The sequence below is a fragment of the Shewanella sp. SM69 genome (assembly GCF_025653985.1).
GTDB classification, from domain to species: Bacteria; Pseudomonadota; Gammaproteobacteria; order Enterobacterales; family Shewanellaceae; genus Shewanella; species Shewanella oncorhynchi.
This window is the reverse complement of sequence record NZ_JAKKRV010000008.1, coordinates 74,927-99,435: the sequence shown is the minus strand read 5'-3', so window position 1 is coordinate 99,435 and position 24,509 is coordinate 74,927. Positions and strand designations below refer to the sequence as shown.

Genomic DNA, 24,509 nt, shown 5'->3' with positions numbered 1-24,509 from the left:
CTTTTTATTGGTGTTGCGGTAAATACACTTGGCTGTTAAAACACGCGCGAACTAAATCACTCTGGTGGTCTAAGCCTAAATCGTCACTATTTCACGAGATGATCCAAATGGGTGGCAAAATCTTTGGGGCCCATAAAACCTGTCACGCGTAAATCTTCCCTTTGCTCACCTTGTTCGTTAAACATCAACAGTGTAGGCAAACCAAGCACATTGTATTTTTCGAGTAAGGCCACATCGACCTTGTCACTCTTAGTCACATCCGCTTGTAGCAGCACGATTTTATTCATGCGGGCTAACACGTCGGCATCCTTAAAGGTAATGGCCTCAAACTCTTTACAGGCAACACACCAATCGGCGTACAGATCGAGCATCACAGGCTTACCTTGGGCGGTAGCGGCTGCAATTTCTTGCTCAAGATCTTCAATGGATTTAATACGTTTAAAGCCATGGGCTTCTTGGGTCGTCGCCGCAGTGCCTACGGAATTGTTATTAAAACCAAAGTGTCCCATCACAGCTTGGAATCCGTAGGAGAAGCTCGCCAGTAGCGCCAGCATTAATAGCACTGAACGTACAGTTTGTTTCCAGTTAAATTCACTGAGTTTGTTCTGATGCATCAAGTAGCCGGTGAAGCTTACGCCCCACAGTGACCAAAGCACATCGGATACTACGCCTGTCCAAATACGGCCAAGCATCACGATAGATACAGCGATCAGCAGGAATCCGAAGATAGTCTTGATGATGTCCATCCAAGCGCCGGCTCTCGGTAATAATTTACCGCCTGAGGTGCCGATAATCAGTAGAGGTAATCCCATACCCATGCTGAGTACATACAGGGCTAAGAAACCTTGGAGTAGGTCGCCGGTTTGGGCCACATAAACGAGCGCACCCGACAGCGGCGCGGTAGTACAAGGTGATGCGACAAGGCCAGAAATCACGCCCATCAAGAACACGCCAACTAAGTTGCCGCCTTTTTGATTATTCGAGACTGAGTTCATCTTCTCCTGCCAGCTCGATGGCAGTTTCAAATCGTATAGGCCAAACATAGATAAGCTGAGCACAAAGAACAAAATCGCGAGTACGACTAATACGGCAGGATGTTGTAATGCCGCTTGGTATTTTAGTCCCGCCGATGCAACCACTAACCCTAAGATAGAGTAAGTGATTGCCATGCCCTGGACGTAAGCCATTGACAGGGTGAAGGCTTTTGCGGTTGAGAGTTTTTGCCCTTGGCCGACAATAATACCCGACAAAATTGGATACATAGGGAATACGCAGGGCGTTAATGCCAGACCGACACCTAGACCAAAGAAAATCACTAAAGTCCAAATTAAGCTGTCGTTCGACAGCATTTGGCTCAGGGTATCTTGCTGAGTAATGGGTTGCGTATTGGCTTTATCGGCAGTGCTTGGCTCAGTGCTGGTTTGCTCAGTCGTCGTGGTTGATTCGGCGCCTGCAATTAAACCATCGTTGGCTGCAATCGCCTTTAAAACGACTTCATGTTTGGTCGGTGGATAACACAATTTACCTTCGGCACAACCCATAAAGGTCACTGTGAGCGTGGCATTTTCATCGGCCTGTTTTAAACCAACGGGAATATCGACATAGGTATAATAGACTTCTTGCTTACCAAAATACTCATCTTCATGGGGCTTTCCCTTTGGTAGAGCGACCGTGCCTAACTCGGCACCATTGACGCTAAATTTAAGCTTGTCGCGGTACATATAGTAACCGTCGGCAATCACCCAATTGAGTTTGACCTGATTACCTTCTTGCTTGGAATCGAAGACAAATGCTTGATCGACAGGCATCAATTCAGGCTCACCCTTCATGAAGTCGAATTTGGTACCGAACACCCCTTCACTATGAGCTAAGGGCGCAAGAAGCAATAAAGAAGTGAAAATAAGGCTGAGTAGTTTTTTCATGGCTGAGTGTTGTCTTTTATCCAATCTAAGTAGGCTGGTAGCCCGTGGGTCACAGGCACGGCAATAATTTCGGGTACTTGATAAGGGTGAAGCCTAAGCACAAGTTGTTCTAACTCTGTATATCGACTTTGTAAACATTTAATCTGTAAGCTAAATTCTTGCTCTTCACAGATTTTTCCTTCCCAAGCATAAATTGAACGTATCGGGGCGGAAATCTGAACACAAGCGGCAATACGCGACTCAATTAAAGTTCGGGCCAAAGTATTGGCTTGTACTTCATCGGGGCAGGTAGTGCTAACCACTAAATACTGATGCTGCATAGTGTTAGGTATCGTCTCTTAAGAATCTTAAAGTTCGCTTAAGCCAACTCCGTTAGGCTACTTTACGTGTTTTAATGGTCTCATACATTAGCGGGTTAACAAAAGGGTGAGCTAAATATCAGTGTTTTGCTCCCTTACTTGGTCCTAATGGTTATCCTGACTTGAATTAAGACCGGATAACCCCCATTTAGTTTACAGAGATAGTCAGATAAACCTGAGGTCGGTATGTTTTTCATTATATTTTTACTCTTTGTGCTGATCCCAGTAATAGAGCTGTCGGTGCTGATCCGTGTGGGTGAAGTGCTTGGCACTTGGACGACCATAGGTTTAGTGCTCTTTACCGCCGTGCTCGGGGTCTCTCTGGTTCGCAGCCAAGGCTTAAACACCTTAATGCAAGTACAACAAAAACTCGCTCGCGGTGAAGCACCGGGGCAAGAAATCGTTGAAGGTATGATGTTAGCTATGGCGGGCATCTTGCTCGTGATTCCCGGTTTTGTGACCGATGCCATTGGCCTATTATTCTTGACGCCATTAACCCGTCGCCCCATTGCAGCCTTGTTGTTCAAACGCATGCAGTTACGGGTTGTTGCCGGTTTACAGGGCACAATGCACGGTGGCTTTCAAGCGGGCCAAGGTCCCTTTGGGCCTAAGCCACAGGACCCATTTGGCCAAGCGCCATTTGATGATAGTGTGAAAAAGGACGGTAATGTGTTTGAGGGAGACTTTGAACATAAAGTCGATCCAAGTGATATCAAACCCGCTAGCCATCAACTCTCTGATAAAGCGCAGGACAAAGACCCTAAGTCTTAGTATGAGTCTCGTATTGTCTTAGTCGCTTGTTGAGTTAGTTTGTTATTGGATTAACTCAGTTGATTATCGCGTTTATTCGCTTGAGTTTTCTCCCTAATATCCCTTAGATACCAGTGGCCGACTGAATCAATCTGACCTGTGCCGCTGGTTCACTTCCCCCGTAATCGCCATTTCACTCTTAAAAAATTCCAATCCTAATAACCCGCTCACTCAGCATAAGAGTGAACATGATATTAGAGAAAAGCTTTTTGATCGCATTCATGCGATAAAGTAAGGTATTTTTAAATCATGACTCTGTACCCAAGAGAAAAAGCAATATCAGTGCTGTTGTCCATGTTGAGTAGGTTTTCGACGATAGTAAATTCAATTGCACTGTTATTCAGATAATACCTATAGCCTAGAAATACTTCGTGAGAAGGTTTTGAAAAGTCATTATCTGTTTTGAGTAAACCTTCATAATGATGTAATTCAATAAGCCAACCATGGCGTCCTATTAAATACTCATAACCTAAAGATAACATTACTGCATGATCTTTATAGTCTATTCCAGATAGACTTTCATCATTTTGTCTAAAGCTTATACCTGTTGTGGAGTAAAAATGATGTATTCCAGATGTATAGCTATAATTCAGTTGTAATGCTTGTTCAAAACGGTTATCTACAAATGGGCCAGAATTAACATGATTGTAATATAAGCTGCCACCAATTGATAAACCATAATTATCCTCACTAAGCAATTGATATTCTAAATAGAAATTTAGGGCATTCGTTAGCGTATCGCCAGAAAGATCAGGTTGATTTATACCATTCTTTGAAAATATTTGGTTTTTGTCTTTGATTGTATTGTCGCGGCCATTTTGACCCACACCAAATGCATCATGAAACCAGATAGTGACCGAGTCAAGATGGTTATCCCCACTAAAACTCCACTTATAATTAGTATCAAACATCCATTTTTCAGTGAGTTGCCACTTTATTCCGCCATTAAGAGAATTATGATAATAGTCAGCATAGTAATCGTCAGTTTCAGCCCATACACTTGCTACTGTTGCAGATCCGTATATCTCTTTTTTCCCTTCAGGCAGTGCAAATCCTGAACGAAGTAGAGGCGTTAAGCTACCCGCCTGTGTAGGTGATTGGGCATGCACACGAAGTGGCCCATAATGACTATAATTGATATTTTCTGCGAAAGTACTCGGTAAAAATATTACCGTATAAATTAGAGGTGCTCTAATAGTCACAAATAAAATTTTCTTTGCATATTTCATCGAAAACTCTTTTTTAGCTAATCTCTATTAAAAGCAATGTTTTGTAGTGAGGCTGATGTTATGTATAAATGACTTAAATTTTGTCTGTTTGAAGCAATAAAGTTTTTGATTAGACAGATTTCTAATTGATTTTAGAATTAAAAACTACAAAAAACATACCATAATAATACAAGTGCGAGCCAGAATGACCTACAGATAAACGGGATTGTAGTGAGTATTAGTAAAGTGCTAATAACTGCCAGTAATATTGTCTGTTTACTCATTGTCTGGACGCTATCAAAGCGTAATTTCATGAAGTTTCTCAAACATAAATTGTTATGCTAACAAAGCAATAACATTGTTTATGTTGTTAGTTATAGGTAGTGGTATTTCAGATGGCATTGTAAATGAATAATCAGCACTAAATATACCGCTGCTATTTACTCGTGTAAATGTGTGTAACAGGTAATTGTCCCGTATTAGCGGTGAAAATATGGAACTGATAGTTCATATTTTTTAATTAATATATTTATTTATCAGTCATATTAGTTATCGTAATTAAAGACCAATCTCAGTTTGCCAAACTTGTTTATCTAATGGATGTGCTTGTTTAAATTGTCCCTCAAACCGCAATAGATCAAAAATGAAATGGCCAGCCAGCCACGAATGACTGACCGGCCGCGCCGGGAAGCGTTTTTGGATAAAATGCGGAGCAGGTTAGCTGGGTGATTGACCTCCTGTTGCCGTCGCTTTGATATTGAATACTAGGCTGTACATCACTGGCAGTACGATGAGCGTCAGCAGAGAAGCGAAGCCTAGACCGAAAATAATCGTAATCGCCATAGAACCGAAAAACGCGTCGGGGATCAGCGGTATCATCCCGAGCATAGTGGTTATCGCGGCCATCATCACTGGACGAACACGGCTGACACAGGAGTCGATTAAGGCAAAATAGGCTGGTTTACCTTCACTGAGCTCGAGGTTGATCTGATCGACCAAGACAATACCGTTTTTAATCACCATGCCCGACAAACTCAGTAATCCGAGTAGTGCCATAAAGCTGAAGGGCGCATCGAACAACAAGAGTCCCGCTGAAACCCCAATCAATGCCAGTGGCACAGTAAACCAGATCACTAAGGGCTGACGCACTGAGTTGAACAGGAATACGGTAATCAAAAACATCGCCAGATAACCTAAGGGAATTGAGCTAAATACCGACGCTTGTGCTTCACCTGCGGTTTCAAATTCACCGCCCCATTCCAAGCGGTAACCCGCGGGCAAGCTGATCGCTTCGACCTGGTCTTTGATTTTGCGCAGTACAGAATCGGCGGTTTCATTGCTACCAAGCTTAGGGTCGGCCATCACAGCGAGCATGCGCATGCGATCGCGGCGCATCACCAGCGGATTTTCCCACTCAGTGTTGAAGCTACTGACTACTTGGGTGGCGGGTACAAAGGTATTGTGTTCGCTGCTCCAAATTTGCAGCTTCCATAGGCTGTCGGCCTGCAAACGTTCTTCGGCGGGCGCTCTGGCGACGATGGGCAGCAAGTGGCTGGTTTCTCGGTATAAACCAATTTGCTTACCGCTAAAGTTAACCAATAGGGCATTGTCGAGATCTTGCTTGCTGATGCCTGTTTCGCGCGCTTGGGCATTTTCCAGTTGCGGACGGATCAACGGCACCTGATTACGCCAGTTGTGACGTATGCCATCCATGCTCGGCTCTGCGTGGAAAATGGCCTCGGCTTGGGCACCTAAAGCGCGCAGCACTTCTGGGTTATCACCGTAAAAGCGTGCCTCAATTTTGGCGGCGGGCGAAGGGCCGTTCTCCATGTTTTTTAAACGATATTGTGCCTGTGGGAAACGTTGATTTAACAAGGTTTCTAATTCTGGCATATAGGCTTTAACGGCGGCGAGATCCTGCATTTCTACTATCAACTGCGCAAAGGCGGGATAGCCTTTTTCTGGCTGATAGGGCAGTACGAAGCGCTGCGAACCTTGGCCAATAACGGTTGTTAAGTGTTTTAGCCCAACGTCTTTTTGCTCGTCCAGCGTAAGCATTAACTTCTCAATATCAGCGGTAAAACGCTCGGTCGCTTTAATATCTGTCCCCTCTGGCATCCAGATATCCACAAAGAAAATCGGCGTGTTAGAAGCCGGAAAAAACACATTCTTGATATGGCCAAAGCCCACCACAGCGCTGAACAGCATGGCCATAACCAGCAGTATGCTCACCAGTCTAAAGCGCAGCGCTACAATTAAGCTTGTGCGATATAAGCTGAAGAACCAGCCCTTGTAGGGGTCTTGGGCTTCTTCATCGCTCGGCGCATCTTTAAATAACAGATGACAGAAAAACGGCGTGAGTGTGATGGCGGTGATCCAGCTGATAAACAGTGAAATCATCAACACTTGGAATAAAGAACGGCAGAACTCACCGGCGGCATTTTGCGATAAGCCAATGGGGGCAAAGGCAATAATGGCAATCACAGTCGCGCCCAATAGCGGCCACTGTGTTTGGGACACTATCTGTTTGGCCGCTTCCAAACGGGTCTTACCGCGACGGATACCAATTAAAATGCCTTCAGTAACGACAATGGCGTTATCGACCAACATACCAAGGGCAATAATGAGTGCGCCGAGGGAGATGAGCTGTAGATCAATCCCGAGCACTTTCATCACGATAAAAGTGCCTAGAATCGTCAGCAGTAAGATCAGGCCCATCAGCAGGCCTGAGCGCAATCCCATAAACAGCAGAAGCACGGCGATCACTATGGCAATGGATTCCATTAGGTTGATTAAGAAGCCGTTAACTGTCTCATCTACCGCCTGACTCTGATTATAAACCGTCGCTAAATTCATCCCGATTGGGCGTTGTGATTCAAGCTCGGCTAAACGGTCACTGACCTTTTGCCCGATTTCGACTACATTCACACCACTAGAGAAAGAAATCCCCAGCGATAACGCTGCTTCACCTTTATTGTGATAAAGCACATTAGGGGTTTCGTCATAATCCCTTTCAATATTGGCAATGTCGCCAAGGTAAATTAGCTCAGAGCTACCTGGAGGGCTGACGATCAAACGCGCGAGATCCTGCACATTGCTAAATTCGCCCGTGGGGTGAATGCGGATACGGTTATCGCCAATCACTAAGCTACCCGCGTTAGAGACGACGTTTTGATTGTTCACTAAGCCATAGATATAGCTCTGATCTAACCCTAGTGCCGATAGCTTTTGCTGGGAGAATTCAATCACGACTTGCTCAGTGACGTTGCCAGCAACAGAAACCTTTTTTACTCCAGGTACTAGCACTAGCTCGCGGCGCAGATAGTCGGCGTAATTGCTCAACTCGCGGTTGCTGTAATCAGGTCCCGAAAGGTTAAATAAAATGCCATACACATCGCCAAAGTCGTCCATCACCTGTGGCGTTGCTGTGCCCGGCGGCAAGTTTCCCGCTGCATCATTAACTTTACGACGCACTTCATCCCACACCTGCGGCAGGCTGGTTTTATCGTAGCTTTCTTTAATCTCGATTTGGATTTGTGATAAACCCGCACTATTAATTGAAGTCACATGCTTAATGGCGTCGAGTTGCTGCAGGGCATCTTCGAGCGGTAATGTCACTTCTTCTTCAACTTGCTCAGGTGATGCACCGGGATAAGCCGTGATCACTAAAGCTTCTTTAATGGTAAATTCGGGAAATTCTAATTGCCCCAAACCGGTAAAACTGACGCCACCACCCACGAGTAGTAGCAACACAAACATCCAACTGATGACTTTGTGGCGTATCGAATACTCTGCAATATTCATCAATTACACCCCACGCTGCCAGCGTAGTGGTTTGACTTTCATACCATCGGATAATTGAGACACTCCAGCGCTGACGATGAGATCGCCCTTGTTGACGCCCGTTAAAATCTCAACACCTTGATTACTCACGCGTCCTAGCGTCACCATCGTCGGTTTTACTTCACCCGATTGCGCTTGATAAATCCACACTTGCACTTGGCCATCTTGGTCGCGCTTATCGATAGCGGTCACTGGCACTACCGTTGACGCGAGGGCACTAGGATCTTTGACTAAGGCTAAGGTCAACTCGGCACTCATTCCTGGAAGTAACTGAATATCTTGAGGTTGAGGTAACGAAAACACCACTTCATAGGCTTGGGTGCCCGGCGTGACTTGAGTCGAGTATTCCTTAAATTTGGCATCGAAACTTTGCTCGGGGAAGGCACTAAAACGCACCTTAGCTGTAAAATGAGCTTGATCGGTATATTGCTTCAAACCCGCCGCCATCGACTCGGGAACTTGAATGCTAATATCGAGCAAATTATTGTTTTGTAATGTTAATACCCCTTGGTTTGCTTGCACTATTTGGTGGTTATCCACTAAACGTTTGGCGACTGTACCGCTAAAAGGTGCCGTTAAACGGGTGTAACTCAGTTGATCGCGTGCAGCGGCTAAGGCGGCGGTGGCCGATTTGAGTTGCGCTTGAGTGCTATCAAACTCAGATTGTGAAATCAGCTTGCGATTGAGTAGCTCGACTTTACGTTTAAAGTCAGCGGCTAACAGTTCATGCTCCGCCTCGCGGGTCATTAAATTATTGTGGGCGTCCCTGTCATCAAGTTTTGCGAGTAAGCTACCTTGAGTGACTCTTTGCCCTTCAACTAATGCTAATTCTGTTAATTGTCCTGAAATGCGGAACGACAATTCTGCGCGACTATTGGCGGCAACGCGGGCTGGAAATGTTCTGAAATCTCCGTCTTCTACATTGAGTACTTCAAACAGTTTAACCGGACGAATTGTTGCCACTTGCACTGAACTTTCCGCAGGCGAACAACCACTGATCAGGGCTGGAAGCAGCATTGTCAGCGGCAAGAGTCGATATGATTTCATGGTGGAGATTTCCTAGTTAACAAATTGTCAGCATTTCTGGGCGCGAAGATACCAGCTAAATTAGTTGCAATAAACGGGATACTTTGGGATTATCAGTCCCACATAATGAGATTGAACTTAAGGTCAAAATGAAGACAGAGGACTTAGCGTTATTCCACCGAATTGCTGAAACCGGTAGTTTGATTGAAGCGGCGGATTTACTTAACTTACCTAAATCGACTGTGAGTCGACGTTTGCAAGCCTTGGAAGATGAGCTGAACATTAAATTGTTCCACCGTCAGAGCCGCTCTATGACGCTCACTTCTGCGGGCAGCCATTTTTACCAGCGTTCGCAGAATATTTTGGCTCAGCTCGACGAAACCCTCTTCGAAATGACCAATGACGATGCTGAGATCAGCGGGCATTTGCGCATTCAAATGTTCCCTATCCACAGCATGAAAATCTTGATGCAAGCCATTTTCCGCTTTATGGATATGCACCCTAAACTCACCTTAGAAGTCATCAGCAGTTCAGAATCCGTTGATATGGTGAAACATAATCTCGATGTGGCTTTTGTGGTTGAGCCTGCGTTGGATACCTTAGATTTAGTGGTGCGGCCAATTTTTACCACTGACTTACGTTTTTACGCCAGTCCGCAATATTTAGCGGCACACGGTACACCTAAAACACCGAAAGAGATTGAAGCGCATAATGTGTCTATGTTCCGTTTATCCAACGGCAAAATCTTTAATGAGTTATTTATCGGTTCAGAACAAGAGGTGAGAGTTAGAGGCAATTTCTGCTCGAACAGTATTGAAGTGGCGGTTGAGTTTGGATTGCAAGGACGCGGCATAGTGTATGCGCCTGCTGAAATCGTGGATGAATATGTACAAAGCGGTGAGTTAGTGACTTTGTTACCTGAAATCCAGCCCCACCAAGGCGAGGTTTTCTTAGCTTATCCATCAAGACGTTACGTAAGTTTAGCCAGTCGGCGCTTTATCGACTATATCATGCAAGAGTTAGTGCCAAACGGCGTGCCGACTAATATGAGTGAGCAAGGCCCACGTCGATCCTGCAAAGCCTCTACGGGAGCGTTTTCAGACGATGTCTTGCGCTTTCCCGTTAAAAAATCAAGCTAGTTTACCCCTCGCTAATGGCGTTTGCGGTCGTGATCTTTGTGGGCTCACAGATCCGCTGCGCCAGCCAGTAACAGGCAATTCCCATCAAAATATTAGTCACAGGTAGCGCGAGCAGCAGGCCTTTAACGTCACCTATATACGATCCCAAGGCTGCTAGCGGCAGCATGAGCAGCACTAAGCGGCACAGATTGATGACTAATGAACTCATAGGCCTGTGGTAGGCATTGAGCGAGGTCGCGACAATAATCACTATACCCAAAGGTCCGTAGGCGCAGGGCAGCACTAAGATATAAAAACTCAGCCATTCGATAACCTGCGGATCGGTACTGAATAAATGCGCGATAGGCTCGGCTAAAAAGATCAGTGGGATATAGAGTAAGGTTTGGAAAATAAAGATAAATTTTATCGATAATAGCAGGGCTTCTTTTGCTCTGTGTGGCTGCCCTGCCCCTAAGTTTTGCGCAATAAAGGGCATTAAACTCGACGACAGTGCCATCACTACTATTAATAGCACTGACTCTAACCGAGTACCGGCACCAAAGGCTGCCACGGCGCTGTGATCGATATGCGCCAACATGGCCATAATAATGGCATTGGCTAGTGGATTGATTAAATTCATCAAGGCGGCGGGTTGTGCTATATGGGCTAATTTGCTCCAGTTCGCGCGCATTCTGTCTATGTCAAAGGCGGCCCATTCGAGCATTTTGCGCCTGACAATCAACAAATATCCCGACAAAGATAAGGCAATCAACCAAGCGAACAGGGTTGCAATTGCGGCGCCTTGGATTTCTAAACGTGGAAATGGCCCAACACCAAAAATCAGTAACGGATCGAGGATAAGATTGATGAGTGCCGCCAGCGCCATGATCATCGCCGGCGAGCGGGTGTCGCCAGTGGAACGTAAGCCTTGATTGCCTACCATCAACAATACCAGCAGCGGTGCGCTGACATACCAGTAAATCATATAGTCGTGGATCAGCGGCAAGCTGTCATCGTTTGCCCCGAGTAAGCGAAACAATGGCGTAATAAAAATGCTACCCAGTGCGGCTAAACTGGCGATCAAGACAAAGGTGAGCAATAAGGCATCATGCAAGAACACTTTGGCCTTGTGGGCATTACCCGAACCGATAAGTCGGCCTAAATTGGTCGAGACACCAGCGCCAATACCAATGGCGATGCTCGAGATCACTAAGGTCACCGGAAAGGTAAAACTGATGGCGGCTAAGGCTTCAGTGCCCAATTGGCTGATAAAAAAAGTGTCAGCGAGGCTGAAACCTAGAATGGTCATAATGCCAATTAAGTTGGGGAGGCTCATGTTGAGCAGTACACGACCAATTGGCGCGGTGAGCAGCCCGTGTCTGTCTTTCATGGAAAAATAGTGCCTTGTTAGCGAGCGGAGGCGAGATTCTAGCAGGATTGTGTGGACTTGAAAAAACCGACATCAAAAAATTGAAGTTTTTTTTGTAAATGCCCTTGGATCTCGACACTGTCAGCCCCATATCTCAGACAGCAAAAGAGCAGACTAAGGTGTCTGTTTTTTTAATCACAAATAGGCTCGATTGTAGGGCATCAAATCATTAGGAGAGTTCATAGATGAATATTCGTCCATTACATGACCGCGTAATCGTTAAGCGTCTAGAAGTTGAATCTACATCAGCGGGTGGCATAGTACTGACCGGTAGCGCCGCTGAAAAATCAACTCGCGGTGAAATCCTTGCTGTGGGCAATGGCCGTATTTTAGAAAATGGCACAGTTAAGCCACTGGATGTCAAAGTGGGTGACGTGGTGATCTTCAACGAAGGTTACGGCGTTAAGAAAGAAAAAATCGACGGTCAAGAAGTCTTGATCCTGTCGGAAGCTGACCTGATGGCAGTAGTGGGTTAATCCTCAGCATCAATTCGACATTCCAATTAATCATTAAAAATTTAAAGGATAATCAAGATGGCAGCTAAAGAAGTTGTATTTGGTAATGACGCTCGCGTAAGAATGCTGGCTGGCGTAAACATTCTCGCAAACGCAGTTAAAGTGACCTTAGGCCCTAAAGGCCGTAACGTGGTATTAGACAAGAGCTTCGGCTCACCACTGATCACTAAAGACGGTGTTTCTGTTGCCAAAGAAATCGAGTTAGAAGATAAATTCGAAAACATGGGCGCGCAAATGGTGAAAGAAGTTGCTTCTAAAGCCAACGATGCCGCCGGTGATGGTACTACTACTGCAACTGTACTGGCTCAAGCCATTGTCGTTGAAGGCTTAAAAGCCGTTGCAGCCGGTATGAACCCAATGGATCTGAAGCGCGGTATCGACAAAGCCGTTATCGCTGCAGTTGCTGAATTAAAAGCCTTATCACAACCTTGTGCAGATTCAAAAGCGATTGCCCAAGTTGCGACTATCTCTGCAAACTCTGACGAATCTATCGGCGAAATCATCGCAACTGCGATGGAAAAAGTCGGCAAAGAAGGCGTGATCACAGTTGAAGAAGGCCAAGCGTTAGAAAACGAATTGGACGTAGTAGAAGGTATGCAGTTTGACCGTGGCTACCTATCTCCATACTTCATCAACAAGCCAGAAACGGGCAGCGTTGAATTAGATCACCCATTCGTGCTGTTAGTAGACAAAAAAATCTCTAACATTCGCGAACTGTTACCTATCCTTGAAGGTCTGGCAAAAACCGGTAAGCCATTGCTTATCGTTGCTGAAGACGTTGAAGGCGAAGCATTAGCAACATTAGTTGTGAACAACATGCGCGGTATCGTGAAAGTGGCTGCTGTTAAAGCACCTGGCTTTGGCGATCGTCGTAAGGCAATGCTGCAAGACGTAGCAATCCTGACTGGCGGTACTGTTATTGCTGAAGAAATCGGCCTAGAGCTTGAAAAAGCAACGCTGGAAGATTTAGGTACAGCTAAGCGTGTTGTGATCACTAAAGACAACACCACCATCATCGATGGTAACGGCGAGCAAACACAAATTGCTGCTCGTGTAAGCCAAATCAAACAACAAGTTGAAGAATCAACGTCAGACTACGACAAAGAAAAACTGCAAGAGCGTATGGCTAAACTAGCTGGCGGCGTAGCAGTGATTAAAGTTGGCGCAGCGACTGAAGTTGAAATGAAAGAGAAAAAAGCCCGCGTTGAAGATGCTCTGCATGCAACTCGCGCTGCGGTAGAAGAAGGCGTGGTTCCTGGCGGCGGTGTTGCTCTGGTTCGCGTAGCTTCTAAGATCGCTGAAGTTGAAGTATTAAACGAAGATCAAAAACACGGTGTGGTTATCGCACTGCGTGCAATGGAAGCACCACTGCGTCAAATCGCCACTAACGCGGGTGAAGAAGCGTCAGTTGTTGCTAACACAGTGAAGAACGGCAGCGGTAACTTCGGTTACAACGCTGGTAATGACACTTACGGTGACATGTTAGAAATGGGTATCCTTGACCCAACTAAAGTGACCCGTTGTGCATTGCAATTCGCTGCGTCAATCGCAGGTCTGATGATCACTACAGAAGCTATGGTTGCTGAAATTCCACAAAATGCTAGCCAAGATATGGGCGGTATGGGTGGGATGGGCGGCATGATGTAATTTTTGCTGGTCTAAAACGTTGATTACGGCGTTGCAGCTCGCTCACATACACACAACGTATGCTACGCTCACAGCGCCTTGTATTGAACGTTTTATCCTGCGCAAAAATATCTGCGGTCTTTAGCTTAATCGCTTAAACCTAAATTGTTGTAAAAAATGAAAGCCCCGACACTGGAAACAGTGTCGGGGCTTTGTTTTTAGTCTGGTAGCTTGGGCAAGTTTCAGGTGTACTTAGCTACACTTTTTGGGATTTAAGCACTGAAATGACCATAAAAGTGTAACATTGTACACTTTTGGTTGACTTGTCATTTTCAACAATCCAAAAGTGTAGTTCTGTACACTTTTATATTGAATGGAGCTGGTTTTAGGGCTAAGGTGTATGAAGTTACACTTTTGGAGATGATGATGGCATCACCGCTAAATCAACAATCCCTCGGCTTGTTAATTAAAGAGCGAAGGAAAAGTGCTGCTCTTACTCAAGACGTGGCAGCCATGCTGTGCGGCGTAACCAAAAAAACGCTGATCCGAGTTGAAAAAGGTGAAGATGTTTATATCTCAACCGTATTCAAAATCCTTGATGGTCTGGGGATTGATATCGTTTCGGCTCAAACCAGCGCCACCGAAACTAACGGCTGGTATTAACCCATGAGTACTTCCAAAAAGCTCACGTTAGAGATGCACCTCGGTGATTTAATTATCGGGGAGTTATCCTTTGATGCGACGACCGACACCTTTGCCGTGCATTACACCAAAGACTGGCAACAAAGTGGATTCCCACTATCCCCAACAATTCCCTTAGATGGCACAGGAAGTAGCAGTCAGATATCGATGTTTTTGGTTAACTTATTACCGGAAAACAAAGGATTAGATTATTTAATTGAATCTCTTGGCGTCTCCAAGGGAAATACGTTTGCCTTGATCCGTGCAATTGGTCTCGATACCGCTGGTGCTGTTGCTTTTGTTCCTAAAGGGACTTTGCTGCCTGAAACACAATTACGGCCAATTAAGGCTGAAGAAGTTATTCAGCGAATTGAAGATCCCACAATGTGGCCTATGGAAATTTGGGACGGCAAACCTCGACTGTCGGTAGCGGGTGTACAACCTAAATTAAACCTGTTTTATAACGGTGAAAAATTTGCATTTGCCGAAGGCGCGCTTTCATCGACCCATATTGTTAAATTCGAAAAATATCGCCATTTAGTGCTCAATGAATTTATGACGATGCGCTTAGCTAAGGCGATTGGAATGAATGTGGCTAATGTCGATATTGTTCATTTTAAAGATTACAAAGTACTCTGTGTCGAACGCTTTGACCGACGTTATATGCCAAATGAGCAAAGGGTATTAAGAAGGCATATTGTCGATAGCTGCCAAGCACTTGGTTTTAGTGTTAGCAAAAAATATGAACGTAATTTTGGTTCAGGGCGTGATGTTAAAGATATTCGTGAAGGGGTAAGTTTTAACAGGCTCTTTAGTCTTGCTGCAACATGCCGTAATCCAGTGGCTGCTAAGCAAGACATGTTGCAATGGGCGCTGTTCAATTTACTGACCGGTAATGCCGATGCACACGGTAAAAACTATTCGTTTTTTATGACGCCAAGCGGAATGGAGCCAACTCCTTGGTACGATTTGGTCAGCGTGGCTATGTATGAGGATTTTGAACAACAGCTTGCGATGGCAATCGATGACGAATTTGATCCAAACAGCATTTACGCGTATCAATTGGCCGCATTTATTGATGGCTTAGGTTTACCAAGAAATCTATTAATCAGTAACTTAACGACAATAGCGCGAAGAATACCGCAGGCAATAGCTGAGGTGGTTTCAATGCTCCCGGCCCTCGATGAGAGTGAAACAGTATTTGTGGCTCATTACAAAGCGCAGTTGCTGGCGAGATGTGATCGTTACCTTAGTTTTGCCGCCGAGATCAGGGATGTGGAAGTGTAGTGCTAGCTACATCTTATCAGCCAGCGTTAATTTCGCAGGGAAGGGGGTACTCCTGTCACCTTCGCTTTATTTGTTAATCTATAGAGTTGTGCATATCCCATCTTTGTCCGTCTTGCCGAGGTGAATCAAAGTCGTGGGGCTTCACCCCACACCCGACCAAGAGGGGATCAACAGCAATTCCCTCTTGGATCTCCCTTGCCGCCCCTGTACCTACGGAAGCTAGCCGGACATCCATGTCCGGACTCACGTAATTTATTCCAACGCCCTGCGGCAACTTCGCAGGAGAGGGTGAACTTGTGCGGTCTTGGTGTCGGCTGTTAAATCTAAAAGATTTATACCTGTCCCATCTTTGGTCAATTGGTGGCACATTAAATTCATAAAGCTTTAAATAGCGAGGTCAATTTAACCGTGATAATCTGCTCAAGTGTATGAATATTATACTTAAACATAGCCTAATGTTATCAAGGATTGAATATGTCTATTTCAGAGGAAGCAATGCAACCTAAATGTCCTGTTTGTGGTGCTCAGCCTGTTCATACTGATGAGCATCGAAAGTTTATGATTTGTAAGGAGTGCGGTCATAAGGAGAATTTTGACGATTTTATGGAGGAGCTTAGAACTAAGGTTTTACGTGAGGTCGGTGACTCTTTAACCAAGTCTTTCGAGAATGCATTTAAGGGCAATAAGAATATTAAGTTTACTAGGAAGTAGGGGGCTTTATGGAATTGACCGTTAGTGATATAGCGGCTATTGCAGCAGCGATATTTGCGGGGGGCTCATTAGTACATAGTGTGATAATCCATCGTAAGCAGAAAGATCTACTAAGAGAGTTAGGCTGTCTCCAGCGTGAGCTAACTGCTCTTCAACTAAAAGATGCTAAAGAGCGTGAGCTAAGTAAGGCAAAGGCAGACTTTACCGCTAGATTTGTCATTTCTGGTAGTAGTAAGCGACTAGTTATTACCAATGTTGGCTCAGCTCCTGCTAGGGATGTAAGAATAGACTTTGGAGGGGAAATTTACTTTGTTATAAATTCAGAAATAGAAGCTCTGTTCCCTTGTAGCTTGGATAGCTCTGAGTCTGTTAAGTTGTTAGCAACAAGCTCATGCAGTAACCGCGCTGTAAGAGAGTCGTTTAGGCTAACGTGGATGGACGGTGCTGGCGGTGGCAGTAAGGACTTTAATGTCCAGTATAGCTAGTTCTTCTATATGCAAACGAAAATTTAACGAGCCATCCATTGTTAAATTTGCAGAGTGTATGCTTGTAAAAAAGGCATACAGATAACTGGATAGTTGGTTGGATTAAGCATTGGCATGTAAGTGACCGTTGACGGCATGGCCGCTCTTTCATATCTGACCCATAGGGATATGGGAAATGTCACTATGATGTCTGGAACATCATTGACCATGTGATCGCGGCATTTGCACTTCCGTATGCAGCAGATGCCGTCGTCGAGCCCTCATGGATACTTCTTGTGAAATAAAAGGGGTGGCGTGTCACTGGAATGACAGTGCTTAATCATCAGCTTCCGCTGTTAAGCCGCAAACGAGTAGCAAAAGAGTTTGCCGACCTTTGATAAGATCGAAAGCGAGGACTGACACATTTCTTTCTGAGTTATTTACAAGAAAAATATAGGTGTCTTTGAGTATTCCAAGCTTCTATGACTTGGCCGTAGGGTTATATAAAAATGGCAGTCTTATGTGTGATAGATTGGAGACTATTCTAATGATAAATTGGTTGAATACTAATGTATTGGTAGACATTTAAGCTGAACAAAAATAGTGGGTTAAGCTCTTATTCTCAATTACAATGCACTATTTTTATTCGCTAAATGCGGCATTAAACGAGCAGGAAACCCAGTATGAATATCCCAATGATTACCGCGCTTCAGAGTGCTATTACCGAAGCGCTCGCGGGTATACCAACCGCTGAGGCGGAGCAGATCTATGCATTGTCTTTCTATATCAACAACGAATATGACGATCCCCGTCTACCTACGCTGACAGTCGGCTATAACACAGTCGATGAGTGGCATGCCTCGATTCCAAAGGCTTCTAGCTCTGACGAAGCAAAATGGAACTATGCCTTCTGGCTTCAAAACGAACTCCTCGTCTTTGGGGATTCTGACTCTCAGACTGCGGATATCTTAGCTCGCTGGGTGGCCGATCTCGGTCTCGGGTACAGTGATGCGGAGGAAGATGTCGATTTTGAGCGCTGCCTTGAGCTCGGTCAGGAGATAACCGAGCAATTTGTTGCCGCAGTATGCGTTGTCGCTTCTACACTCCATTCCAACTTAACCGTTAGTCGCGTTTTCGGTCGTTCGGTACCCATCATAGTTCACGAGTTCGAGTACTATAACGAGATCGCAGATCAGACAGAGGCCTGTAACCCTCCCAGACTCGCCGAAGAGTTCGTTTCTTGGGTGCGCTCAATCTAACGTTGGTTATCAGTTATAGGTGGTAAGGATATAGGGCAGATTGGTTGGCGGTTTCAATAAGTCTAATCACAGAGTTTAATCACATAGCTTAATCACATATGAAAAAGGATGCATCGATGAACGATGAGCAATACGAGAAGGGGCTTGAGGTGCGTCGTGCTGTGATGGGCGATAGTTATGTGGATAAGGCGCTCAATAGTGCGACGGATTTTACGCAACCGCTGCAAGATTTAGTTACGGCCAATTGCTGGGGTGAGGTTTGGGTACGTGATGCCATCTCAAGGCAAACGCGCAGTTTGATTACCATAGCGACGCTGGCGGCATTAAAGGCGCCGACTGAGTTAAAGGGCCATGTGCGGGGCGCGCTAAACAATGGCTGCTCGGTTGAAGAGATCCAAGAAGTCTTACTGCATTGCACCGTTTACTGCGGTATGCCTGCGGGGATTGAAGCTTTTCGAGCTGCAAAAGAGGCGATTGAGGAGTGGCAGGCGCAACACAGTTAGCTCACTTGGTATTAATCATTTTGAGCGTCAATGGCTTGGAGGTTTAGTTGCTGTGAGATTTAATTACTTTGCGGTTTAGTGGTTTTAACATTCGCTAGGGGAACTGAGTTACGCGCATTCCCCTAGCGCATGATGGCTACAAACTTGAACAGTCTGCGCTTATTTTTGCAGTTGGGCTTTTGCGGCTTCTACTTTTGAGAAATCCAAACCGAGTTCGAGCACGGCTTCTTTGATCAAAGCCGGTTTCTGCATCACTAGCCCCAGCAGTTGTTGTAGTTTTTCGGCTGGGATGCCTAATTGACCGAGCGTACCCATCGCCATTAATGGATTTTCGGTTAATGTTTGAAACAGTTCTTGAATTTTAGCGTCACTGACGTTGTGTTCTTTTAAGATGGCAATAATGGGATTCATTGCATTACCTTGTTGATATGAAAGTTAAACAGGTGCCGATTTTATCACAGTTCTGCCAGAGTGGTTGCCTCACACATGCTGTACCCGTTGGATGTTGCCACGCTTTACCTATGCCATTAAGCGCATTAGATTTTATTCCCAATAAGCTTTACTCTGGTGACGTATTCCCCAAAATCTGCCGATAAAACCTGAGCGACTGTCGTGCATCGTGAGCCGTTGCATTGGATATTGTGGCTCTAGATATCATGACTCTAAGATATCATGACTCTAAGATATTGTGGCTCTAGATATGATTGCCTTAGATATCATGGAGCAATGCGATTGGGTAATCGCTGGCTTTTATCATCCCTTAAAAATAGAAAGGAACTGTGGTTATGCTTGATGTTGTCGCGAACCAAGACAAAAGTATTGTGGTTAAACAGTTACGATACGGGCGTGATAATGAGGTGCTAGTGGTCGATGAGTGGCAACTGCACCCTGCTGAACATTGGGCGATTTTCGCGACCGACAGTTATTGTGGTTCCTTGCTCGGGCGAATATTAACGGGTGATATTCTGCCCGATGAAGGGACGATTGCTGGCCTGCCGCAACGTATCGGCTGGGTGTCACTTGGGTTGCAACAAGCGTTGCTGGAGCGCGAGTTAGAAAAAGACGAGTTGGATTACGGTTCGAGTGTCGAATCCTTAGTGTTGGAATGCTGCCAAGATGCCAAGCAACTCCCAGCATTATTACAAAAGGTTGGGCTTGAGCCGCTGCGTCGGCGTGGTTTTCGGCAATTATCCACGGGCGAAACGCGCAGAGTCATGCTGGCACGTGCACTGGCAATGTTACCGCAATTGCTGATTTTAGATGACCCTTATGCAGGGCTCGATGCTGAACATCAGGCGAGCTTATCTGAGCTGCTGAGTGAAGTGGCCGAGCATAGCCAGTTGCTGATCATTACCTCTCGTCAAGAAGAATTGCCGTCGTGCATCAGTCATGTGGCGCTGTTTAATGGTGAGATGCTCAAATCGGGGCAGAGTGTACACAAACTCAGCCCGTCGATGTCGATTGAGCAATGGCACAATCATCCTGTGATGGCGCAGTTGAATGCGTTATCCGCCCAACGTAGCGATGAACTCTTGGCCTTAATGGAGCGGCAAAGGCACAACGCCGAGGCGTTTGATCCTCTGGTCGAGATTAAAAATGGCAGAGTGGAATATGTCAGTGGGCTGATTTTCAGCGGCGTGAATTGGCGCATCGAGGCAGGGCAACATTGGCAAGTTCGTGGCCCAAATGGCTGCGGTAAAAGCACTTTGCTGGGGCTGATTTTAGGCGACCATCCCCAATGCTATAGCAATGACATCACACTCTTTGGCCGACCTCGCGGAAGCGGCGAGAGTATTTGGCAGATTAAACAACGGATTGGCATAGTATCGTCGGCGCTGCACTTGCAATATCGCGTCAGTTGCTCGGCATTAGATGTGCTGCTTTCGGGCTTTTTTGACTCTATTGGCCTGTACCATAAACCCACTAAGCCTCAGCTAGATTTGGCGAAGGAATGGTTGGCGATTTTGCACATGGCAGGGCTGGCGAGCACAAGCTTTAAGAAGCTCGATTATGGTCAGCAGCGGTTACTGCTGATAGGTCGCGCCTTGATTAAACAGCCACTGTTGCTGATTTTAGATGAGCCGTATCAGGGCTTAGATTTCATCAATCGCACCTTAGTGATGCGGGCGCTGGAGATGATAGCCGAGCATCATCTGAGCCAATTGCTGTACGTGTCACACCATAGGGAAGATGCCTTACCTGCGATTAGAAACTTTGTCGATTTTATCAAGCAAGATGACGGCTATTCGGTACAGGTGAACTACTGTGAGTCTGAGGATTTAACCCGTTTAAATCAGTAAATGCCACCTATCGCAGCAGCTTAACGGCTGCTTATTTGTTTGCAGAGTTTGTCATTATCCCTCGGCACTCCAACGCAGGTTAAAATTGACTTTACAGGGCGCTAGCCATTAAGTGTGTTAGTCACGCTCAATGGCAATATATCTGTGGCGCGAAAGATTTTCGTATTCCAGTGAAAACTGAGATACACCACATATCGATAATGAGGGTATCGCCCTAGTGTTTTATCCCCCATTCGTCAGACAGCAGTTCTGTTAATTAGTCATGCTTGATATAGGTAACTGTGAGCCGTCTTACAGTTTTGAATGTCGTTGGCGCGAATAATAGTTTCTGGCCTAGGCCAAAAACTCGTAACAGTTTTATGGTTCATCCACTGAACTTATTCATCAAGTCAGTTATCACGCTTGAGAATCCAGAGCTATGGGCTTCCTTAGCGAGATGAGCCCGAGTGTCACTCGTTGTACCAAAGATGTGCACTAAGACCTAAAACATGATTTCAAGACATATAAGACGACTTAAAGATAAAAACATTTATGCCAAGACCTAAAAAATGCCGTCAATTATCGAGCTGTGTGCCCTGTAGTCTATTTAAGCCTAATGGGATCCCTGCGGTTAAATTAACCCATATTCAATTAGAGGCCGATGAGTTTGAGGCCCTCGAACTGGGTGACGTTAAAAGATTAAGCCAGATCGAAGCCGCGGCCTTGATGGGGATCTCTCGACAAACCTTTGGATACCTTCTCGCCAATGCCCGCAAAAAGGTGGCGACGGCTATCACTCAAGGTCAAGCCTTGAGGCTGCCAACCCAAACAGACAAGGATTTATCATGATTATTGCCATGCCGATGAGCCGCGAACGCCTCGCCAGTCACTTTACGAAAGCCCTACAAATTGGCTTTTATAATGAACAGTTTCAGCTGATTAAGCTGGTCGATAACCCGGCAATTGAGGGTGACTGTAGTGCTAAAAAAGCCTTATTAGAGCTGATTATTCAACAAGGTACCGACATTGTACTTGTGCAGAATATCGGTGAGCGCATGTTAGGAAAGTTGCTCGATGCGGGGATTAGTGTGAGCAAAGGCAGTGCGAGTCAAACAGTGGTGACTTTACTTGCACAAACGGCGGATCTTAATCTTAGATTGACGGATGCATCCCAAGGCCGCGATTCACTCAAACATGCAGCCAAGGGCGGATGTTGTCATTCTACAGGTGACGGCTGTGGTTGCAGCGGTAAAGCTAAAGCAGCACCTAGATCAACACGTCTTATGGGCATGCCCGCAGCACAGGTTAAGCTCGATAAGTCAGTGCATTACGCTGGGTTTAGACCCTTGGTAAACAAATAATATCATCGTTTAATTTGGATTATTCCGTCACAGTTAAAGCGTAGGGGCGGGCAAGCGCCCCTCGAATATCCGCTAACGAAAACACCTTGGAAAACCGTCCAAAGGTTTTGCCATAAAACACACATTCCACCACCGGCAAGGCAAATACATTGCGGCTCGCCGCTATCTCACCTTGGGCTTGGCAATCAATATAGGCCATCCGCATCAGCGGGAACGCTTGCGCCAACATCTCTGCAATTCTCGGTTTGAGCGTTTGGCACACACCGCAGTCCGGCGCACCAAATAACAACAGCACCGCCGCATGTTCAGTTAACATGGACTCAAGCATCTCAGGTGAATCAATGTGCATGATGATGTCGGTGTGCATACGTTGCCATTTGGAAGTTGTTATGGGTATGAATTCATGGGCTAGTTTGCGTATTTCTAGGGTTAAAGCCAGCCCATTGTTACCACGCTACTACCGATAAATTGACCAAGGTAGAATAAGCCAAGCATGAGAAGCCCGATACTGGCAGCAATCACTCCGATTTGCTGTATGCCTGTCAGGCTATCTCGCCATTGTTTTAGATTATTTATCATTTCACTACTAGTGACCTGCTACCTGCTACCTGCTCAGGCTTAAGGTTATACGCGTGACTTTACATATGTCGCATCGCTAACTGCACCACTGGCGCTCGCAGGGAATGCCATCATCGTCACCATCCATTTGAGTATTGGGGCAATTTTGGATGTAGAAAGTCGCCTCAGCACAGGAACTCATGTGGCTGCAATGGGTTTTACCCGCTTCACATTGGAAACTTGGTGTTGCCGTTGCTTGTGTTCGCGCTTTAGTTTCATACATGGGCATTGGCTGAATGTCTTCATTCGTGAGGACAGGTACTTCATCGATTGCAGGAGCTTCGTTGAATTCTTGGTATTGTTTAAAGCCAAAGATAACTATGGCCACGATGATTAGCAGCGGGATTATCGTATTAAAGGACGATTTTCGTGAGTTATGGTGATGCGCTTTGTCTTTGTTATTGAAGTTGAAGTTTTCATTGCGTGATTGGACATGAGAGTGGGAGCGCGGTGTTACACTCGCTGCAACGACAGCGACGCCTTCAATTGAGGCGATAACCGCTTTTCTCTTGCCATCATTTTGCACTTCCGTTTGATACAGAATGCTGTCGCCCACTATGGGTTTTCTCGCCATCTTTTTCAGCACTGAAATGTGAATAAACACATCTTGGGCTGCGTTTTTTTCAGGCTGAATAAAGCCAAATCCCTTTTCATCGTTCCAGCGTACCAGTACGCCTCTATCCATGAGCATTTTCTATGTCCTTAATTTAACCGCTTAATATTTTTAGTTATTGAATATCAATACTTACTTGAGTCGCTCCGATTTATCTTTTTTAAGGAGCAAACGGTACTTAGGTTGACGAATCGGCTATTCAATGTTGGCAGCTAAGTTACTCAAGCAAAGGAAGTTTTGCAATTTTTTATCTTGAATTTGCTTATGTGTGACTCATTCGCATTGAGTGTATGGCGGTGGGGAAATGTGAGCACTTAGCAGGAACGGTTGGCATTTTTGTAAATTCAATACAAACAATAGATTGCATTAATAATAAATAAAGTGATCAAAAAATGCGCATGAAAACTTGCAATTTTACTGTGTGCTACATAGTATTTGCTGTGTGGCGCACAGTGTGTGTGACACAGTGTTAAGGACAGGAATTCGACAATGACAAGTTCACAGCTAGTCAAAATGCGACTCGAGTTGCGCCGTGGGGTATTAGTGTTGGCGGTACTGGGATTATTAAAACAAGCCCACTACGGTTATTCGCTCCGCAAACAGTTGCAGGAAGGCGGTATCGATATTGACGAAGGGACTCTGTATCCCTTAGTGCGCCGCCTAGCCGATCAAGGATTGTTGGATAGTGAGTGGCGACAGGCCGAAGGGCGTGAGCGTCGTTATTACCAATTGTCGTCATTGGGCGCTGAGTTGCTCAGTCAACTGACCGATGAATGGCAGCAACTTAATGGCGCCTTGGCTTTTTTACTGGAGCAAAGCGCTGACACTAATAGCTCAGATATAAAAAGCTCAGACGAGAGTGCAGAGGAGATTTGAT

Annotated in this window: 23 protein-coding genes; 14 read left to right on the top strand and 9 right to left on the bottom strand. The window is 45.5% G+C overall.

From position 1 onward, the window contains the following. Window positions 1–86: 86 nt before the first annotated feature. Both L5M37_RS12655 and cutA read right to left on the bottom strand, forming a co-directional pair. Window positions 87–1,922: a protein-disulfide reductase DsbD gene (locus L5M37_RS12655; RefSeq protein ID WP_263200648.1), complete on the bottom strand. Its 1,836-nt coding sequence runs from the start codon at window positions 1,920–1,922 to the stop codon at window positions 87–89. After that, window positions 1,919–2,242, bottom strand: a complete 324-nt coding sequence (gene cutA / locus L5M37_RS12650; RefSeq protein ID WP_263200646.1) for a divalent-cation tolerance protein CutA — start codon at window positions 2,240–2,242, stop codon at window positions 1,919–1,921. Before cutA ends, L5M37_RS12655 begins: the two co-directional genes overlap by 4 nt. A gap of 225 nt (window positions 2,243–2,467) precedes the next feature. Between cutA and L5M37_RS12645 the strand changes: the two genes are divergently transcribed. Further along, a complete protein-coding gene (locus tag L5M37_RS12645; protein WP_113940009.1) occupies window positions 2,468–3,052 on the top strand; it encodes an FxsA family protein in 585 nt (194 codons plus the stop codon). A 281-nt stretch (window positions 3,053–3,333) separates the two neighbouring features. On the opposite strand, the gene L5M37_RS12640 is transcribed toward L5M37_RS12645, so the two are convergent. From L5M37_RS12640 to L5M37_RS12630, 3 genes are all read right to left on the bottom strand, one after another. Beyond that, the gene (locus L5M37_RS12640; RefSeq protein ID WP_263200645.1) at window positions 3,334–4,320 is read right to left on the bottom strand and encodes a DUF3187 family protein; all 987 of its coding nucleotides are present in this window, start codon (window positions 4,318–4,320) and stop codon (window positions 3,334–3,336) included. Between the two features lie 696 nt (window positions 4,321–5,016). Next, the gene (locus L5M37_RS12635) at window positions 5,017–8,103 is read right to left on the bottom strand and encodes an efflux RND transporter permease subunit (protein ID WP_263200643.1); all 3,087 of its coding nucleotides are present in this window, start codon (window positions 8,101–8,103) and stop codon (window positions 5,017–5,019) included. A gap of 3 nt (window positions 8,104–8,106) precedes the next feature. After that, window positions 8,107–9,189, bottom strand: coding sequence for an efflux RND transporter periplasmic adaptor subunit (locus L5M37_RS12630; RefSeq protein WP_105251364.1), 1,083 nt, complete (start codon window positions 9,187–9,189; stop codon window positions 8,107–8,109). Window positions 9,190–9,317: 128 nt separating this feature from the next. Here L5M37_RS12630 and L5M37_RS12625 point away from each other — a divergent pair, with 128 nt between their 5' ends. Then, a complete protein-coding gene (locus tag L5M37_RS12625; protein WP_263200740.1) occupies window positions 9,318–10,307 on the top strand; it encodes a LysR family transcriptional regulator in 990 nt (329 codons plus the stop codon). 1 nt (window position 10,308) lies between these two features. On the opposite strand, the gene L5M37_RS12620 is transcribed toward L5M37_RS12625, so the two are convergent. Further along, a complete protein-coding gene (locus L5M37_RS12620; RefSeq protein WP_263180421.1) occupies window positions 10,309–11,676 on the bottom strand; it encodes an MATE family efflux transporter in 1,368 nt (455 codons plus the stop codon). Window positions 11,677–11,900: 224 nt separating this feature from the next. Here L5M37_RS12620 and L5M37_RS12615 point away from each other — a divergent pair, with 224 nt between their 5' ends. The 8 genes from L5M37_RS12615 to L5M37_RS12580 all read left to right on the top strand — a co-directional run bounded on the left by L5M37_RS12615 (window position 11,901) and on the right by L5M37_RS12580 (window position 18,761). After that, on the top strand, window positions 11,901–12,191 hold the full coding sequence (locus L5M37_RS12615) for a co-chaperone GroES (RefSeq protein WP_006086113.1): 291 nt from the start codon (window positions 11,901–11,903) through the stop codon (window positions 12,189–12,191). 57 nt (window positions 12,192–12,248) lie between these two features. Next, window positions 12,249–13,877 (top strand): chaperonin GroEL, encoded by a 1,629-nt coding sequence (gene groL / locus L5M37_RS12610; protein ID WP_263142049.1) that lies wholly within the window; start codon window positions 12,249–12,251, stop codon window positions 13,875–13,877. A gap of 405 nt (window positions 13,878–14,282) precedes the next feature. Beyond that, window positions 14,283–14,519, top strand: coding sequence for a type II toxin-antitoxin system antitoxin HipB (gene hipB, locus L5M37_RS12605; RefSeq protein WP_263200738.1), 237 nt, complete (start codon window positions 14,283–14,285; stop codon window positions 14,517–14,519). 3 nt (window positions 14,520–14,522) lie between these two features. After that, window positions 14,523–15,824, top strand: coding sequence for a HipA domain-containing protein (locus tag L5M37_RS12600; protein WP_263200641.1), 1,302 nt, complete (start codon window positions 14,523–14,525; stop codon window positions 15,822–15,824). Window positions 15,825–16,298: 474 nt separating this feature from the next. Beyond that, window positions 16,299–16,535: a hypothetical protein gene (locus L5M37_RS12595; protein ID WP_263169202.1), complete on the top strand. Its 237-nt coding sequence runs from the start codon at window positions 16,299–16,301 to the stop codon at window positions 16,533–16,535. Window positions 16,536–16,543: 8 nt separating this feature from the next. Next, entirely contained in the window at window positions 16,544–17,020 is a 477-nt protein-coding gene (locus L5M37_RS12590) for a hypothetical protein (protein WP_263169200.1), read from the top strand. Window positions 17,021–17,682: 662 nt separating this feature from the next. Further along, window positions 17,683–18,258, top strand: coding sequence for a hypothetical protein (locus L5M37_RS12585; RefSeq protein ID WP_263200639.1), 576 nt, complete (start codon window positions 17,683–17,685; stop codon window positions 18,256–18,258). A 116-nt stretch (window positions 18,259–18,374) separates the two neighbouring features. Next, window positions 18,375–18,761 (top strand): carboxymuconolactone decarboxylase family protein, encoded by a 387-nt coding sequence (locus L5M37_RS12580; protein WP_131524148.1) that lies wholly within the window; start codon window positions 18,375–18,377, stop codon window positions 18,759–18,761. A 159-nt stretch (window positions 18,762–18,920) separates the two neighbouring features. On the opposite strand, the gene L5M37_RS12575 is transcribed toward L5M37_RS12580, so the two are convergent. Continuing rightward, on the bottom strand, window positions 18,921–19,172 hold the full coding sequence (locus L5M37_RS12575) for a DUF2999 family protein (protein WP_006083102.1): 252 nt from the start codon (window positions 19,170–19,172) through the stop codon (window positions 18,921–18,923). Between the two features lie 374 nt (window positions 19,173–19,546). On the opposite strand from L5M37_RS12575, the gene L5M37_RS12570 reads away from it, so the two are divergent. The 3 genes from L5M37_RS12570 (at window position 19,547) to L5M37_RS12560 (ending at window position 22,401) form a co-directional block, all read left to right on the top strand. Then, window positions 19,547–21,061: an ATP-binding cassette domain-containing protein gene (locus L5M37_RS12570; protein WP_263200638.1), complete on the top strand. Its 1,515-nt coding sequence runs from the start codon at window positions 19,547–19,549 to the stop codon at window positions 21,059–21,061. A 531-nt stretch (window positions 21,062–21,592) separates the two neighbouring features. Next, window positions 21,593–21,889 carry a DUF134 domain-containing protein gene (locus L5M37_RS12565; protein ID WP_012088215.1) on the top strand — a complete coding sequence of 99 codons (297 nt, stop codon included), beginning with the start codon at window positions 21,593–21,595 and terminating at the stop codon, window positions 21,887–21,889. Continuing rightward, window positions 21,886–22,401 (top strand): NifB/NifX family molybdenum-iron cluster-binding protein, encoded by a 516-nt coding sequence (locus tag L5M37_RS12560; protein ID WP_263200636.1) that lies wholly within the window; start codon window positions 21,886–21,888, stop codon window positions 22,399–22,401. The genes L5M37_RS12565 and L5M37_RS12560 overlap by 4 nt, the downstream gene beginning before the upstream one ends. A gap of 19 nt (window positions 22,402–22,420) precedes the next feature. On the opposite strand, the gene L5M37_RS12555 is transcribed toward L5M37_RS12560, so the two are convergent. Then, window positions 22,421–22,768, bottom strand: coding sequence for a thioredoxin family protein (locus L5M37_RS12555; protein ID WP_263200635.1), 348 nt, complete (start codon window positions 22,766–22,768; stop codon window positions 22,421–22,423). Window positions 22,769–23,056: 288 nt separating this feature from the next. Then, window positions 23,057–23,710 (bottom strand): excalibur calcium-binding domain-containing protein, encoded by a 654-nt coding sequence (locus L5M37_RS12550; RefSeq protein ID WP_263200634.1) that lies wholly within the window; start codon window positions 23,708–23,710, stop codon window positions 23,057–23,059. A gap of 411 nt (window positions 23,711–24,121) precedes the next feature. Here L5M37_RS12550 and L5M37_RS12545 point away from each other — a divergent pair, with 411 nt between their 5' ends. Continuing rightward, on the top strand, window positions 24,122–24,508 hold the full coding sequence (locus L5M37_RS12545) for a PadR family transcriptional regulator (RefSeq protein ID WP_263200633.1): 387 nt from the start codon (window positions 24,122–24,124) through the stop codon (window positions 24,506–24,508). Window position 24,509 lies beyond the last annotated feature (1 nt).

Bases quoted from the DNA above. Each gene is read 5' to 3' on its own strand.
- L5M37_RS12575 (WP_006083102.1), bottom strand. From the start codon at position 19,172: ATGAATCCCATTATTGCCATCTTAAAAGAACACAACGTCAGTGACGCT.
- L5M37_RS12555 (WP_263200635.1), bottom strand. From the start codon at position 22,768: ATGCACACCGACATCATCATGCACATTGATTCACCTGAGATGCTTGAG.
- L5M37_RS12565 (WP_012088215.1), top strand. From the start codon at position 21,593: ATGCCAAGACCTAAAAAATGCCGTCAATTATCGAGCTGTGTGCCCTGT.
- L5M37_RS12645 (WP_113940009.1), top strand. From the start codon at position 2,468: ATGTTTTTCATTATATTTTTACTCTTTGTGCTGATCCCAGTAATAGAG.
- L5M37_RS12580 (WP_131524148.1), top strand. From the start codon at position 18,375: ATGAACGATGAGCAATACGAGAAGGGGCTTGAGGTGCGTCGTGCTGTG.
- groL (WP_263142049.1), top strand. From the start codon at position 12,249: ATGGCAGCTAAAGAAGTTGTATTTGGTAATGACGCTCGCGTAAGAATG.
- L5M37_RS12545 (WP_263200633.1), top strand. From the start codon at position 24,122: ATGACAAGTTCACAGCTAGTCAAAATGCGACTCGAGTTGCGCCGTGGG.
- L5M37_RS12635 (WP_263200643.1), bottom strand. From the start codon at position 8,103: ATGAATATTGCAGAGTATTCGATACGCCACAAAGTCATCAGTTGGATG.
- L5M37_RS12600 (WP_263200641.1), top strand. From the start codon at position 14,523: ATGAGTACTTCCAAAAAGCTCACGTTAGAGATGCACCTCGGTGATTTA.
- L5M37_RS12585 (WP_263200639.1), top strand. From the start codon at position 17,683: ATGAATATCCCAATGATTACCGCGCTTCAGAGTGCTATTACCGAAGCG.
- L5M37_RS12620 (WP_263180421.1), bottom strand. From the start codon at position 11,676: ATGAAAGACAGACACGGGCTGCTCACCGCGCCAATTGGTCGTGTACTG.
- L5M37_RS12560 (WP_263200636.1), top strand. From the start codon at position 21,886: ATGATTATTGCCATGCCGATGAGCCGCGAACGCCTCGCCAGTCACTTT.
- L5M37_RS12630 (WP_105251364.1), bottom strand. From the start codon at position 9,189: ATGAAATCATATCGACTCTTGCCGCTGACAATGCTGCTTCCAGCCCTG.
- L5M37_RS12625 (WP_263200740.1), top strand. From the start codon at position 9,318: ATGAAGACAGAGGACTTAGCGTTATTCCACCGAATTGCTGAAACCGGT.
- L5M37_RS12640 (WP_263200645.1), bottom strand. From the start codon at position 4,320: ATGAAATATGCAAAGAAAATTTTATTTGTGACTATTAGAGCACCTCTA.
- hipB (WP_263200738.1), top strand. From the start codon at position 14,283: ATGGCATCACCGCTAAATCAACAATCCCTCGGCTTGTTAATTAAAGAG.
- L5M37_RS12595 (WP_263169202.1), top strand. From the start codon at position 16,299: ATGTCTATTTCAGAGGAAGCAATGCAACCTAAATGTCCTGTTTGTGGT.
- L5M37_RS12655 (WP_263200648.1), bottom strand. From the start codon at position 1,922: ATGAAAAAACTACTCAGCCTTATTTTCACTTCTTTATTGCTTCTTGCG.
- cutA (WP_263200646.1), bottom strand. From the start codon at position 2,242: ATGCAGCATCAGTATTTAGTGGTTAGCACTACCTGCCCCGATGAAGTA.
- L5M37_RS12615 (WP_006086113.1), top strand. From the start codon at position 11,901: ATGAATATTCGTCCATTACATGACCGCGTAATCGTTAAGCGTCTAGAA.
- L5M37_RS12590 (WP_263169200.1), top strand. From the start codon at position 16,544: ATGGAATTGACCGTTAGTGATATAGCGGCTATTGCAGCAGCGATATTT.
- L5M37_RS12550 (WP_263200634.1), bottom strand. From the start codon at position 23,710: ATGCTCATGGATAGAGGCGTACTGGTACGCTGGAACGATGAAAAGGGA.
- L5M37_RS12570 (WP_263200638.1), top strand. From the start codon at position 19,547: ATGCTTGATGTTGTCGCGAACCAAGACAAAAGTATTGTGGTTAAACAG.